This window comes from Streptomyces sp. NPDC060366, assembly GCF_042725135.1.
In the GTDB taxonomy this organism is placed as follows: domain Bacteria; phylum Actinomycetota; class Actinomycetes; order Streptomycetales; family Streptomycetaceae; genus Streptomyces.
In genome coordinates this window covers 139,680-152,341 of the sequence record NZ_JBHXDC010000005.1, presented here as the reverse complement: position 1 = coordinate 152,341, position 12,662 = coordinate 139,680, and the positions used below count along the sequence as shown (strand labels likewise).

The following is a 12,662-nucleotide window of genomic DNA, read 5'->3' as shown; positions in this document are numbered from 1 at the left end:
TCCCTTTGATATGTTCCCGATGTGAACAAAAGGGGAGTGGACGGCAGCGCGGGGGACGCGGACTACGGTGCCATCGGCGGTGGGTACTCGGACCACCGGCGCCCCGACGAGCGGATCGCCGCACGGATCAACGAGGCGCTCGGGCTCTCGCGGACGGTCGTCAACGTCGGCGCGGGGGCCGGTTCGTACGAGGCGGCCGACCTGGAGGTGACCGCGGTCGAGCCGTCGGCGTCCATGCGGGCGCAGCGGCCGGCGCATCGTCCGGCCGCCGTCGACGCGGTGGCGGAGGACCTGCCGTTCGGGGACGACACCTTCGACGCGGCGATGGCCACGTTCAGCATCCACCAGTGGAGCGACTTCGAGGCCGGGCTCCGTGAGATGCGCCGCGTGGCGCGCGGGCCGGTGGTGGTGCTGACCTGCGACCCGGATCTGGTACGGGAGTTCTGGCTGTACGAGTACGCGCCGGCGGTCCTGGACACCGAGGCCCGGCGCTATCCGTCGATCGAGACCATCGCCCGGACACTGGACGGTCAGGTGTCGGTCCGGCCGGTGCCGATCCCGGCGGACTGCACGGACGGATTCAACGAGGCGTACTACGCGCGCCCCGAGCGACTGCTCGACCCCCGGGCCCGGCAGGCGTGTTCGGCCTGGAGCTTCGTCGAGGCGGAGGAGCGCGAGCGGTACGCCGAGGCGCTCCGGCGCGATCTTGAATCGGGCGCCTGGGACCGGCGCCACGGCTCGCTCCGCCAACAACCCAGCCTGCTGGGGTCGTTGGTCCTCATCCGCGCGATCCCGTCCTAGCGGTCGTCGCCGTCGTCGCCCACACCGGCATCAACGCCAACGCGAACATGGGAGTGATTTTGAACGAGGACGGGCGGAGCATCCGGGAACTGCTGCGGGGGCTGGAGGTGTTCGCCGGCGCGCTGCCCGATTTCGATCCAGAGGCGACACCGTCCGAGCCGGTCGGCCTGTTCACCGCGTGGCTCTCCGAGGCGCTCGCCGCCGGGGTGAGGGAACCGCACGCCATGACGCTGTCGACGGTGGACGAGGCCGGTGACCCCCAGGCCCGGGTGCTGATCCTTAAGAACGTCGACCGGTCGGGCTGGCAGTTCGCCGTCCACGGGGCCAGTCCCAAGGGACGGCAAGTGGCGGCGCGGCCGAGCGCGGCACTCACCTTCTACTGGCCGCTCCAGGGGCGCCAGATCCGGGTACGGGGAGCGGTGACACCGGAGTCCGCCGAACGCTCGGCGGCCGACTTCCTGGCCCGTTCCCCCGGCGCCCGCGCCGAGGCACTGCTGGGCCGGCAGAGCCGGCACCTGGGTGACCTGGAGGAACGCGACCTCGCGATGGCCGCGTCCCTCGAACGCCTCGACAGGGAGCCTGACTTGGTCGCGGACGAGTGGCGCCTGTACACGCTGGTGCCCACGGACGTGGAGTTCTGGCAGGGCGACAAAGGGCGCAGTCACACGCGGCTGCGCTACGAACGCACCGAGTCGGAATCGGGGCCGGGCTGGCGGAAACATCTGCTGTGGCCGTAAGGCGCGTGCCCCTTGCCCGCCGGGCCGGCCCCGTCGCGCCTCTGCCGGTGCGGGTGCCGGATATTCGGTTGCTCCGCGCCGCGCGGCCGGTTTTCATGGCCGAGGACATGGCGGCAGACGACAAAGGCGGTGTGCACCGGATGGGTACGACCCGGTTGGAACCGATCTCGTGATCGAGGTTGGTTCATCTCGACGCTGATTTTCGAACAGTCACTCAGCGAGGCGAACTCCCTCGACGCGAGACGGACAAGCGACCCGGTTGTCCTTCCCCGCGTCACCCGAGGAGTCCTGCACAGCATGCCCCGCGACAACATCTCCCGCACCAAGAGATCCGGATCCCGCAACACCTCACGGCGGGCGCGTACGGAAGCGCGCGCCGAGTCCTTCCGGTGCCTCCAGTGCGGGCTCGACGTCCCCATGAGCGCGCCCGGTACCGATCACCGCAACCACTGTCCGAACTGCCTGTGGAGCCGTCATCTCGATGACACCCCCGGCGACCGGCAGGCGGACTGCGGTGCCCGGATGGAACCGCTCGCCATTTCCGTGCGCGGCGACGGCGAGTGGGTCCTCGTCCACCGCTGCACGCACTGCGGAGTGATCCACGCCAACCGCACGGCGGGCGACGACAACGCCCTGCCGCTGACCCGGCTGGCCGTGCGCCCACTGGCCCAACCACCGTTCCCCTTCGAACGGTTGAACGGGCTGTAGCTGTAGCGCGGTCGAACGCGCCGGACGGGCTGATCCCCAGCCCGTCCGGCGCGTTCCGCGCTCTCGCCCCCTCTATGCGGCGCTCTCGTCGTGGGAGTCGAGGAACCTCCCCAGTTCACCGACGAGTTGGGGGACGGGTGCGGTGCCGTCCAGCAGCAGTCGCGCGTGCCGAGCCGTCGGCTCGACGTGACGCTCGTGCGCGGCACGGCCGTGGGCGAGGTAACCCAGGAGCCCGGGGCCGGGATCCTCGCTCGCGCGCAGCCTGCGCAGCGTCTTCCTCGCCAGCCGGATGTCGGCGGGCACGTCCAGGTACGCCGTCCACCGGGCCCGGTCGCGAACGTAGGGGAGCGTCAGGGCGAACGTGCCTTCCACGACGACGAGTCGGCCCATTCCGATCGCCGCGCCGATCGCCTCCTCCACGCGTGCGCGGTCGATCGCGGCGGGGTCACCGAAGTCGACGGTCATACCCTCCCCGTCGAAGACGGGCACGCACGGGGCGCGCGCGGTGTCGAGGTGGAAGCAGGCGTCGAGGTGTACGACCGCTGTCGCGGGACGTGCCGCCGCCAGCGCGGCGGCGAGCGTCGATTTCCCGGAGCCCGCGCCGCCCGCCAGGGCCAGCAGAAGCGGGGATGTGTGCGGCACGTGCCTCTCGATCCGTGCGGAAATCGTGCGGGTGAACGTGGGGGAAAGACGTGCGAGGGAATACGGATGATGCGACCGGCAGTTGTCGGCTACCGTCTTCCAAGTCCGGGCGACTAGAGGTGGATTCGCCTCAGTATTCGAAGTTCGGATCCGGACCGCAGAATTTCACAGACAGCATCTCCCGGTGCGTGGGCCGCGGCTACTTCTCAGGGTGAAATCACGCCGCACGCCGTCTTGATCTCGGGGGAACATCGGCATCGGAGCGCCCGGTGCGCAGGCGACGGATACTTCTTTCTCTCAAAAAGGGGACCCGGGTTCGAATCCCGGCGGTCCGGCTCCGGCCGGACTGTGGTGCAGCGGCCCAGCATCCATGTCTCCGTCGCCGACTCCGATCTCGGGCGCCCCGATGCTGTTCCTTCGTCCACCCGCGCGGACGGGCCCGCTCAACGGACCGGGTGCGCCGGTGGCACCAGCGCGCGGAGCAGAGGTTGCTCAGCCACAGCAGCGGTTCGGACCTCGCCAGACGGAGCCGCTCCAGCCCTTCGACGGGGCTGATGGACGAAGGTGAGGAGCAGCAGCCGCCGGGCTCGCCGCCTCCGCCGTCGACCGGGATTACGCGCGCGGCGTACGGCCGCTGCCCAGCGTCGCCAGGAACGACCCCGGTTTCGCGGCGACGTACTGGCGCGGCCGGATCTGGGCGCCGATGGCGTACCTCGCCGTACAAGGTCTGCGGCGCTACGAGCTGACCGAGCTGAGCGGGCCGGTGGTGAGTGCGCTGTTGAGGCTGTTTCTCGACGAATGGCGGGAGCACGGCCACGTCAGGGAGAACTATCCGGCCTTCGACGGGGAGAATCTGACGGCTCTGCAGAAGCGCTCGGACGGACTGATGGCATGGGGCGGTCTCCTCGCGTATCTCGCCTTCGGCGAACTGGCCGACGCGCGGCCCGACGGCTGGCGGTTCGCCCACCCCGGCGAGCCCGTCGACCTGTGCGACCTGCCGCTCGGCGACGGCCGCCTCGACGTACGGGCGACCGGCCGGCTCACCGTCGGCCTGGACGGGCGCGTTCTGCTGGACATGGCGCCGGGTGTCGTCGTGCGGGGCTACCGGCTGACCGACGAAGTCGTCACCGGAACCGCCGAGGGCACCGGCGACCTGCTGGTCACACCACCGGGCGGCGGCCCGCCGGTGACGTTGGACGTACGGGGCGCCCCCCGGCGCTTCGCCGTCGGCCCCGACGGACGACGGGCCGGGGACGGGGCGCGCGAGAGGAGGGACGGCGGCACGGATACGGGAGACACGGGCGGCACGGGCAGTACAGGTGAGATACGGGAGGGGACCGGCATATGAGCGCGGAGACGGCGGCATCCACGGACATCCTCGTGGTCGGGGGCCTCGGCGGCGTGGCCGCCGCGCTCGCCGCCCTCGACCGGGGGCGCACGGTCCTGCTCACCGAGGAGACCGACTGGATCGGCGGCCGGCTCACCAGCCAGGGCGTACCGCCCGACGAGCACGCCTGGATGGAGCAGTTCGGCGCCACCCGCACCTACCGCGCGCTGTGCGAGGCGATCCGCGACCACTACCGGAGGTGGTACCCGCTGACGGAGGAGGCGAGGAGGCGCCGGTATCTCAATCCGGGCGAGGGGCGGGTGAGCGCGCTGTGCCACGAGCCCAGGGTCGCCGCCGCCGTACTCGGTGCCATGGTCGCGCCGTACGTGGCGGCCGGCCGGCTGCGGATCTGCAAGAACATTGGCACTACCCACATCACCAATGGCTGTTACCGGCTGCACCCCGTCGACTGGAACATCGGCGAGGCGGCCGGCTCGCTCGCGGCGTACTGCCTCGACAACCACCTCGAAGACGGGCAGGTGTACGAGGACGGTCAGCGGCTGAGCGACTTCCAGGACGAACTCACGCGCGCCGGGGTCGAACTGGCCCGGCCCGAGGTCAAGGGGTACTGATGAGCCCTCAGAACACTTTCGCCGAGGGGGAGGGGCAGGCCGACGGCCGCAAGTTGCTGTCAGGGGTCATGGTCCCGCTGGTCACCCCCATGGACCGGCCCGGACGACCGTCGGCCCCGGCCGCCGACGCCCTGCTCGTTGGCCTCGCGGCGGCCGGGGCGCACGGTCTCATGCTGTTCGGCAGCAACGGCGAGGGCCCGCTGCTGCCCACGGCGCGGCTGGCGGACTTCGCGATCGAGGTGGCCGGGCGCTGGCGTGAACTGACCGATGCAGGACCGGTGTTGGTCAATGTCACGGCACCCGGCACCGCCGAGGCACTGGCGCGGGCGGAGGCGGTCCTGCCCGCCGCGCCCGACGCCCTGGTGCTCAGCCCGCCCCTCTACTACCACCACAGGCACGACGAGATCGTCACCCACTACACCGCCACGGCCGGGTTCGGCGTCCCGGTCGTCGCCTACAACGCCCCTCGCTACAGCAATCCGCTGACACCCGCCCTGCTCGACGAACTCGCCGACCTGGCACACCTCGTGGGCATCAAGGACAGCTCGGGCGACCTCGCGCTGTTCCGCCACGCACTCGCGGCGGCCCGCCGGCGCGACGACTTCGGCGTCAGCCAGGGCGCCGAAAGCCAGGCACTCGACGCACTGCGGCTCGGCGCCGACGGAGTGGTCCCCGGAGTGGCCAATCTGGCGCCTTCGCTGGCCGTCGAGCTGTTCCGGGCGCATCGCGACGGACGGGACGACGACGCGCGGCGCGCCCAACTGCTGATCGACGAGGTGCTGGTGCTGCACACGGTGCGACCCGGTGTGCCGGCGGTCAAGGCCGTCCTGGCCGAACGCGGACTGTGCCCGCTGCATGTCGCCGCGCCCTTCACACCCTGCTCCGAGGCGGAGCGCCACGCGCTGTTCGCCCTGCTGGCACCGCTGGACGCGCATCTCATACGCGCCTGATCCGTACGCGCGCCCCGATCCGCAGGGCGCCCGACCGCGTACGTGTCTGATCTGCACGCCTGCACGCCCGCACGAAGCCCGCACGGTCGCAAGCCCGAGAGTTCGCCCGCGCCGGTTCCGTCCCCCGCGTACCGCCCGAAAGGGGTGGCCCACCATGTCCGACTCCGGACCGAAGTACACCGCCGGCGGTCCCGGTCGCCCCCGCGCCTCCGGCGCCCACGAGGGGCGCGACACCGACCGGGTGCTGTTCAGCCGCCCCGATTCACCGGTGAGGACCAATATGACGGTGTCGGTCAGTTACGACGAGGGCATCTCGTACCGGTACTCGCGGGTCATCAACCAACGCCGCTCCTTCTACTCCGACCTCGCCCGGCAGTCCGACGGCACCATCGTGCTTCTCTACGGCTGCGACGGCGACCTGCCGAGCGCTCCGCGCCGGGTCAACGTCGCCCGCTTCTCGCTCGACTGGCTCACCCGCGGCCGCGACAGCCTGCGGCGTGGCCCCCGCCACGTCGAGACCGTGGTCGCGCTCGCGGACACGGACCGCAGGGTCACGGGCGCCACGGTGGACACCGTCGCCGATCCGCTCGCGCGTCGTGGCGAGCGGATCGTGCTCACCCCGGAACAGGCGGGCGGCGCGGCCGAGTTCAGCTTCAAGGTGCCCCGAACCGGCGACTACGAGATGCTGCTGCGCTACCACCGTTCGGTGGCCGGCGCGCTGGCCACGGTCACGGTGAAGGGCTCCAGGCTGCCCGCCTTCGTCATCGACACCACGGCGCAGTCGGCGGACGGCTACGACCTGGCCCGTATCGGCACCGCCCGGCTGCGCGCCGGACGGCACACGATGCGGTGCGCGGTGACGGGCACCGGCAGGGGCGGGGGCACGCTGCTCGGCCTCGACTCGCTCAGCCTGGTCGAGGCGCCGGGCTCCGCCGACGTACACCGGGAAGTGGTCGTGGACAACGACCGGCTGGGTTTCGCGGTCGTCATGGGCAGTTGGCCGACGGCGGCCGCGGACCCCGGCCACTGGTCCGGCAACTACCGTGCGGCGCCCGCCGGTTCGGGCGAGCGGGTGGTGCGCTGGCGCCCGGCGGTGCCGCAGGACGGCGAGTACGAGATCCAGGCGTCCTACGCACCGGGCGCCAACCGCGCGGGCAACGCCCCGTACACCGTGGTCCACGCGCACGGCACCGACACCGTCCGGATCGACCAGCGACTGCCGGGAGCAACCGAGCCACGGGGCGGTTCATGGGTCTCGCTCGGCATCTACCGGCTGCGGGCCGGTCTCGGGACGTCGGTCGAGCTCAGCAACGACGCGGACGGAACGGTGGTCGCCGACGCCGTCAGACTGCTGGGGCCGCGAACCTGACACCGGGCCTTGGGCCCCGTCCGTCCGGGGACTCCTTCACGTCGACACCTCGGCCCGTGCCGCCGCGAGGAGCGCGTCGGAGAGCGGATCGCCGCTGACCGCGCGGGCCAGGATCAGCGCCCCGACCATCGTGCTGAGGCGTACCAGGCCGTCGTCACCGTCACCGTCACCGTCATCGTTGTCGTCGTCCGTGGCCATCCGCTGCGCGAACGCCCGGACCCCTTCGACGTAGGTGTGCCGCGCCGCACTGCCGGCGGCGCCGCGCGCCATGTCGACGGCCAGACCCGCGGTGGGACAGCCGCCCGCCATGTCGTCGCGGTGCTCGGGGGAGAGGTAGTGGGCGATGAAGGCGCGGCGCGCGGCTTCCGGATCGACGCCGGGGTCGGTGCCTCCGTCACCGCCTCCGCCTACGCCTACGCCTCCGTCACGGTCGTCGGCTGCCGGCCGGGCGGCGAGCTGTTCGTCGACGCCGTCGAACGCGCAGGCGGTGGCCTCGTCCACGAGGGCTTCCTTGGAGTCGAAATGCTTGTAGAAGCCGCCGTGGGTGAGACCGGCCGCTTTCATCAGGTCGGCGACGCTGACTCCGTCGGTGCCCTGTTCACGGAAGAGCCGGGAGGCGGTGTCGACGATGCGACGGCGGTTCTCCCGCGCCTGTTCCTTCGATACGCGGCCCATGGCCACCTCCCTGGATAAATGTTCGATGACATCTATCGTACGCCTCCGGTCTTCCGTTTTTAGATTATGGATGTAATCTAAAATCCTGGCAGCGACCGGCGAGAGGTCGTACGCCTCCTACACAGGGGATGAGGATCATGGAACTGAACAACGCGGTAGCGGTCGTCACCGGCGCCAACCGAGGGCTGGGCCGACGGATCGCCGAACAACTGCTGGAGCGCGGCGCCAAGGTGTACGCGGGAGCCCGCCGCCCCGAGACGGTCGACCTGCCCGGCGCCGTACCGCTGCGTCTGGACATCACCGACCCGGAGTCGGTCCGCGCCGCCGCGGCCGCCGCCCCCGACGCCACACTCCTGGTCAACAACGCCGGCATCTCCACCCTCACGCCGCTGGTGTCGGGCGAACTCGACCGGATCCGCCTGGAGATGGACACCCACTTCTACGGAACGCTTCAGGTGACCCGCGCCTTCGCGCCCGTCATCGAGGGCAACGGTGGTGGCTCGATCCTGAACATCCTCTCCGTGCTGTCGTGGATCCACCCGGCCGGTTACGGCGCCTACAGCGCGGGCAAGGCGGCGGCCTGGTCGCTGACGGACTCGATTCGCGAGGAGCTGGAACCGCGCGGCATCCGGGTGTCCGCCCTGCACGTGGGCTACATGGACACCGACATGGCCGAGTACGTCGACCCGGCCCAGAAGACCGACCCGGCCTCCGTCGCGGCCCAGGCCCTGGAAGGGCTGGAGAAGGGCGCTCCGGAGATCCTGGCCGACGATCTGACCCGCCAGGTCAAGCAGGGGTTGGGCGTGCTGACCGGCTGACCTCTGGGCAGGTCGGTGACGGGGGCCGGCGACCGGGCCGGCGGCGACCGAAAGGTCAGGCGTCCATGGGCTCGGCGTAGTGCCGGAACTCCGTGCGGTCCCGATGCATGCCCCAGAGAGTGTCGGCGAGCACGGACGGGTCCTTGCGGGGATCGCCGGCGGTGATCGCGCCGGGGATGATGAGCTGCGCCGCGTGGATGTGCTCGTCGGCGAGGACGTCGTGCAGCATCCGGGCGTAGGCGCTCTCGGCCGCGAAGGCGATCGAGGTGCCGGCGCGGTCGGGGTGCGGCTGGACGGCGCTGCCGCCGTTGATGAACAGCAGGGTGCCGCGGCCGAGGGAGCGCATACCGGGAAGCACCTGGCCGACGGCCGTCATCGGTCCGACCACGGAGAACGCCAGCGGGCCCTCGATGTCGGCCGGGGAGGTCTCCAGGACCGGCTTCATGTAGTCCTGGTGCGGGATGGGGCTGTACTGGAGGACCTCGACGGGGCCGAGGGCGGAGGCGGCGGACTCCAGGGCGGCGGAGAGGGACGCCGGGTCGGTGACGTCGGCGGCGAAACCGCGCGCGTTCACGCCCTCACCGCCGAGGTCGCCGGCGAGGGCGTCGACGTGGTCCTTGGTACGGGACAGCAGGGCGACGTCGAAGCCTTCGCGCCCGAAGCGCCGTGCCACGGCGCCGCCCAGACCTGTGCCGGCTCCGACGATGGCGATGGTGGTCATATGGGTTCCTTGTCGTGAGAGCCGGGGTCGTGAGAGCCGGGGTCGGGGGGCGACGCGGTGGCGCGATTCGGCGGTGTCACCGAGGGACGAGCCTGAGGGTCGCGGCGCGGGCGGTGTCGGCCACCAGCGGGCGCACGTAAGTGTCGCTGTAGCGGCCGTACTTGCCGTGGTACGCGGCGTCCAGCCGGTCGTTGAGAGCCGAGTCGGTCTCCTCGACGAAGGTGACGTCCTTGTCCACGCCGCCGGAGCGGATATGCCCCGCGTGCTGGGCGGTGGCGGCGCGGAACCACGTACCACCGCGGCCGTGGAAGGCGCGCACGAGCAGATCGTCGCCGTCGCGGACCACCCAGACGGTCGTCGGTTCGCCCTGAGTGTCGTCGCGGCGCAGAGGCGCGAGCTCAAGTTCGTCGGCGTGTTCGATCCGGTTCAGTTCGTCCTGCGTCCAGGTGGCCATGGCACGGTCTCCTTCGCGACGGTCTCGGAGTGACGACTCGCTCGACGCCACACTGGCCACCATGACCCGACGCGCGCGCCGCAACGAGCCGGGGGAGTTCCGCGAGGCCCGCGGGACCGGGCTGAGCCCGTGGACAGGGCCGTGGCCAGGCATCGGAGCCGGTGTTCGCCGTCCCGGCGCGAATGCTCCATCCGGATGACGGAGAGGCGCCTCTACGCGCGCGGGGCTGCCTCCGGAATCGCGAGGCACCTCTACGGGCGCGAGGCACCTCCGGAGATGCGAGGCGGGGACGCACCTCCACAGGCGGGACGCACCTTCAGAGGCGCGGCCACGGCCTTCCGCCGAGCCGTTCGATGTCGGTGTTGAAGCGCTTCAGATACGCGGCGAACGCGGCGATGTCCTCCTCCGGCCAGTCCGCCATGACCCGGTCCAGCGACCGCACGATGCCCGCCCGCTCCTTGTCGAGTACGCGCGCGCCCTCGTCCGTGATGCGGAATTTGCGGGCCATGCCACCGTCGGGGTCCGGGATGCGCTCCACGAGCCCCGCGCGCATCGCCGCGGCCGTCTGCCGGTTCAGGGTGGAGGCGTCGAGCCCGAAGGCGTCGCTGAGTTCGCCGATCGACATCGGCCCCTGGAGCCGGATACGGCTGAGCAGGATGTAGGCGCTGCGCTCCAGTACGGCGTCCTTGTTGCGACCGCCTCTCTGATTCAAGAACGTGTGGCGGCTGAGCAGCATCTGCTCGTACTCGACCTCGTGCGTGGCCCCGACCATGCCTGTGTCGCCTCCTGCCTCTCTCGCCGGGCCATTGTCGCACCACGTCCGAACGGCCCGGACATCATCGTTCATGAGTATGCAGCATGCATGTAAAGTGCTTGATGCATGCGATATGTATGATGCACACGCTTCTTCCGAATCAGACAGCCCTAGGAGTCCCTCTTCATGGACGCCCCACAGCCCACGTCCCGCTCGGGCGGTGTGGTCGCCACGCTGGCACTCGCCGGCACGACGGCCGCGATCATGCAGACACTGGTCACCCCGCTGCTCGCCGATCTGCCCAAGATCCTCAACACCTCGGCCTCGAACGCCACTTGGGTGATCACGACGACGCTCCTGGTGGCGGCCGTCTGCGTGCCGGTCGTGGGCCGTCTGGGCGATCTGCTCGGCAAGCGCCGCATGCTTCTCGTCTGCTCGGTACCGCTGATCGCGGGCTCCGTGGTGTGCGCCCTGTCGTCCTCCGTCCTCCCGATGATCATCGGGCGCGGCCTTCAGGGCATGGGTATGGGCATGGTGCCGCTGGGCATCGCCCTGCTGCGTGACGTCGTTCCCACGGAGAAGCTCAGCTCGTCCATCGCTCTGGTCAGCGCCTCCATGGGAATCGGTGGCGGTCTCGGCCTGCCGATCGCCGCGGCGGTCGCCCAGTACGCGAACTGGCGCGTTCTCTTCTGGGGCTCCGCCGTACTCGCCACGGTCATCGCCGTGCTGATCTGGTTCCTGATCCCGACCGTGCCGGCCGGCGCGAAGGGGCAGCGGTTCGACGGGATCGGCGCGTTCACCCTCGGTGCCGGTCTGGTCAGTCTGCTGCTCGCGATCTCCAAGGGCGCCGACTGGGGCTGGGGTTCGGGCACCACACTCGGCCTGTTCGTCGCCGCCGTCGTGCTCCTGGTCGGCTGGGGCGCCTGGGAACTCCGTACGACCGACCCGCTGGTCGACCTGCGCACCACGGCCCGTCCCCGGGTCCTGCTGACCAACATCGCCTCGATCTTCGTCGGCTTCGCGATGTACGCGAGCATGCTGGTGATGCCGCAGCTGCTCCAGTTCCCGGAGGCCACCGGCTACGGCCTGGGCCAGTCGATACTCGCCTCCGGTCTGTGGATGGCGCCCGGCGGCGTGATGATGATGATCGTCTCGCCGCTCGGCGGCAAGCTGACCAACGCGTACGGCCCGAAACTCACGCTCCTCAGCGGAGTCCTGGTCATCGCGGCGGGCTACGGGCTCTCACTCGCGCTGATGGGGTCCGCCTGGGGAATCATGCTGGCCATCATGGTGATCAACAGCGGTGTGGGCCTTGCCTACGGCTCGATGCCCGCGCTCATCATGAGTTCCGTACCGCTGTCCGAGACCGCCGCCGCGAACAGCTTCAACGCCCTCATGCGCTCGCTCGGCACCTCCGTCGGCGCCGCGGTGATCGGTGTGGTCCTCTCGCAGATGACGACCGACATCGGCGGCTTCAGCATCACTTCCGAGAGCGGATTCCGCACCGGCCTGGTCATCGGCTGTGCCGTCGCGCTGGTCTCCGCCGCGATCGCGGCCGTCATCCCGGCGGTACGGAACATCGCGGGGGCCACGGAGAAGACCCACCTCGTCACCGAGTCGGAGAAGTCCACGGTCCAGGCGTGAACGCGCCGGGCCCGCGCGCCGAGTTGGGCCCGGCGCGCAATCCCGGGGTCCATGTCGGGAGTGGGTCGGTGTTGTGGTTTTCTTGTGTGTCCAGCGAGTCCGGCCGGGATCGAGCCGGAAGCGCGAGTGGCACCAAGAACCGCTACGGGTCGGCCTGTTGCCGGCCGGCGACACCAAAAGGGGATTGTCATGTCGAACGTCACGGTGAAGGCCGCCACCAACGCCAGACGCTACGCCGGCACCTGGACCGACACCCTTGTCACGGCGATGAAGCGTCGCGGTGACAAGGGTCAGGGCGCGGTCGAGTACGTGGGTGTCATCGTGCTGGTGGCGCTGATCATCGCCGCGATCGTCGGCTCGGACGTGGACAGCGCGATCGCCGACGGTCTCACCAACACCGTCGGAGAGATCCTCGGCGAGTGATCGCACT

The 12,662-nt window shown here is 70.6% G+C and carries 14 protein-coding genes and 2 pseudogenes; 11 read left to right on the top strand and 5 right to left on the bottom strand.

The genetic code is table 11. The annotated features are described in order from the left end of the window. Window positions 1-21: 21 nt before the first annotated feature. From ACFWHU_RS15590 to ACFWHU_RS15580, 3 genes are all read left to right on the top strand, one after another. Window positions 22-801, top strand: coding sequence for a class I SAM-dependent methyltransferase (locus ACFWHU_RS15590; RefSeq protein ID WP_387225234.1), 780 nt, complete (start codon window positions 22-24; stop codon window positions 799-801). Between the two features lie 59 nt (window positions 802-860). Further along, window positions 861-1,538: a pyridoxal 5'-phosphate synthase gene (locus tag ACFWHU_RS15585; protein ID WP_387225233.1), complete on the top strand. Its 678-nt coding sequence runs from the start codon at window positions 861-863 to the stop codon at window positions 1,536-1,538. Window positions 1,539-1,835: 297 nt separating this feature from the next. After that, on the top strand, window positions 1,836-2,246 hold the full coding sequence (locus ACFWHU_RS15580; RefSeq protein ID WP_385803272.1) for an RNHCP domain-containing protein: 411 nt from the start codon (window positions 1,836-1,838) through the stop codon (window positions 2,244-2,246). A 72-nt stretch (window positions 2,247-2,318) separates the two neighbouring features. Here the strand turns inward: ACFWHU_RS15580 and ACFWHU_RS15575 are convergent, their stop codons facing one another. After that, window positions 2,319-2,888: a hypothetical protein gene (locus ACFWHU_RS15575; RefSeq protein WP_387225232.1), complete on the bottom strand. Its 570-nt coding sequence runs from the start codon at window positions 2,886-2,888 to the stop codon at window positions 2,319-2,321. A gap of 601 nt (window positions 2,889-3,489) precedes the next feature. Between ACFWHU_RS15575 and ACFWHU_RS15570 the strand changes: the two are divergent. From ACFWHU_RS15570 to ACFWHU_RS15550, 5 genes and pseudogenes are all read left to right on the top strand, one after another. Next, window positions 3,490-4,236, top strand: a pseudogene (locus ACFWHU_RS15570) (hypothetical protein); the annotation flags it as partial. Further along, a pseudogene (locus ACFWHU_RS15565) lies at window positions 4,233-4,625 on the top strand (FAD-dependent oxidoreductase); the annotation flags it as partial. The pseudogenes ACFWHU_RS15570 and ACFWHU_RS15565, both read left to right, overlap by 4 nt. After that, window positions 4,602-4,847: an FAD-dependent oxidoreductase gene (locus tag ACFWHU_RS15560; RefSeq protein WP_387225399.1), complete on the top strand. Its 246-nt coding sequence runs from the start codon at window positions 4,602-4,604 to the stop codon at window positions 4,845-4,847. The pseudogene ACFWHU_RS15565 and the gene ACFWHU_RS15560, both read left to right, overlap by 24 nt. Further along, window positions 4,847-5,797, top strand: a complete 951-nt coding sequence (locus ACFWHU_RS15555; RefSeq protein ID WP_387225231.1) for a dihydrodipicolinate synthase family protein — start codon at window positions 4,847-4,849, stop codon at window positions 5,795-5,797. The genes ACFWHU_RS15560 and ACFWHU_RS15555 overlap by 1 nt, the downstream gene beginning before the upstream one ends. 154 nt (window positions 5,798-5,951) lie before the next feature. Continuing rightward, complete coding sequence (locus ACFWHU_RS15550; protein ID WP_387225230.1) at window positions 5,952-7,166, top strand: hypothetical protein; 1,215 nt, start codon at window positions 5,952-5,954, stop codon at window positions 7,164-7,166. Between the two features lie 36 nt (window positions 7,167-7,202). On the opposite strand, the gene ACFWHU_RS15545 is transcribed toward ACFWHU_RS15550, so the two are convergent. Next, window positions 7,203-7,841: a TetR family transcriptional regulator gene (locus ACFWHU_RS15545; RefSeq protein ID WP_387225229.1), complete on the bottom strand. Its 639-nt coding sequence runs from the start codon at window positions 7,839-7,841 to the stop codon at window positions 7,203-7,205. A 137-nt stretch (window positions 7,842-7,978) separates the two neighbouring features. Between ACFWHU_RS15545 and ACFWHU_RS15540 the strand changes: the two genes are divergently transcribed. Next, the gene (locus ACFWHU_RS15540; RefSeq protein ID WP_385803262.1) at window positions 7,979-8,659 is read left to right on the top strand and encodes an SDR family oxidoreductase; all 681 of its coding nucleotides are present in this window, start codon (window positions 7,979-7,981) and stop codon (window positions 8,657-8,659) included. A gap of 55 nt (window positions 8,660-8,714) precedes the next feature. On the opposite strand, the gene ACFWHU_RS15535 is transcribed toward ACFWHU_RS15540, so the two are convergent. The 3 genes from ACFWHU_RS15535 to ACFWHU_RS15525 form a co-directional block, all read right to left on the bottom strand. Beyond that, window positions 8,715-9,380 carry an SDR family NAD(P)-dependent oxidoreductase gene (locus tag ACFWHU_RS15535; protein WP_385803260.1) on the bottom strand — a complete coding sequence of 222 codons (666 nt, stop codon included), beginning with the start codon at window positions 9,378-9,380 and terminating at the stop codon, window positions 8,715-8,717. Window positions 9,381-9,456: 76 nt separating this feature from the next. Beyond that, window positions 9,457-9,834 (bottom strand): DUF2255 family protein, encoded by a 378-nt coding sequence (locus tag ACFWHU_RS15530; protein WP_385803258.1) that lies wholly within the window; start codon window positions 9,832-9,834, stop codon window positions 9,457-9,459. 316 nt (window positions 9,835-10,150) lie between these two features. After that, window positions 10,151-10,606, bottom strand: a complete 456-nt coding sequence (locus tag ACFWHU_RS15525) for a MarR family winged helix-turn-helix transcriptional regulator (RefSeq protein ID WP_387225228.1) — start codon at window positions 10,604-10,606, stop codon at window positions 10,151-10,153. A 168-nt stretch (window positions 10,607-10,774) separates the two neighbouring features. Here ACFWHU_RS15525 and ACFWHU_RS15520 point away from each other — a divergent pair, with 168 nt between their 5' ends. Further along, window positions 10,775-12,232: an MFS transporter gene (locus ACFWHU_RS15520; RefSeq protein ID WP_385803254.1), complete on the top strand. Its 1,458-nt coding sequence runs from the start codon at window positions 10,775-10,777 to the stop codon at window positions 12,230-12,232. Between the two features lie 189 nt (window positions 12,233-12,421). Then, the gene (locus tag ACFWHU_RS15515) at window positions 12,422-12,655 is read left to right on the top strand and encodes a hypothetical protein (RefSeq protein WP_387225226.1); all 234 of its coding nucleotides are present in this window, start codon (window positions 12,422-12,424) and stop codon (window positions 12,653-12,655) included. The last annotated feature ends 7 nt before the right edge of the window (window positions 12,656-12,662 follow it).

Coding starts and splice junctions, on each gene's coding strand:
- ACFWHU_RS15580 (WP_385803272.1), top strand. CDS start 1,836: ATGCCCCGCGACAACATCTCCCGCACCAAGAGATCCGGATCCCGCAAC.
- ACFWHU_RS15555 (WP_387225231.1), top strand. CDS start 4,847: ATGAGCCCTCAGAACACTTTCGCCGAGGGGGAGGGGCAGGCCGACGGC.
- ACFWHU_RS15550 (WP_387225230.1), top strand. CDS start 5,952: ATGTCCGACTCCGGACCGAAGTACACCGCCGGCGGTCCCGGTCGCCCC.
- ACFWHU_RS15545 (WP_387225229.1), bottom strand. CDS start 7,841: ATGGGCCGCGTATCGAAGGAACAGGCGCGGGAGAACCGCCGTCGCATC.
- ACFWHU_RS15540 (WP_385803262.1), top strand. CDS start 7,979: ATGGAACTGAACAACGCGGTAGCGGTCGTCACCGGCGCCAACCGAGGG.
- ACFWHU_RS15535 (WP_385803260.1), bottom strand. CDS start 9,380: ATGACCACCATCGCCATCGTCGGAGCCGGCACAGGTCTGGGCGGCGCC.
- ACFWHU_RS15530 (WP_385803258.1), bottom strand. CDS start 9,834: ATGGCCACCTGGACGCAGGACGAACTGAACCGGATCGAACACGCCGAC.
- ACFWHU_RS15525 (WP_387225228.1), bottom strand. CDS start 10,606: ATGGTCGGGGCCACGCACGAGGTCGAGTACGAGCAGATGCTGCTCAGC.
- ACFWHU_RS15520 (WP_385803254.1), top strand. CDS start 10,775: ATGGACGCCCCACAGCCCACGTCCCGCTCGGGCGGTGTGGTCGCCACG.
- ACFWHU_RS15515 (WP_387225226.1), top strand. CDS start 12,422: ATGTCGAACGTCACGGTGAAGGCCGCCACCAACGCCAGACGCTACGCC.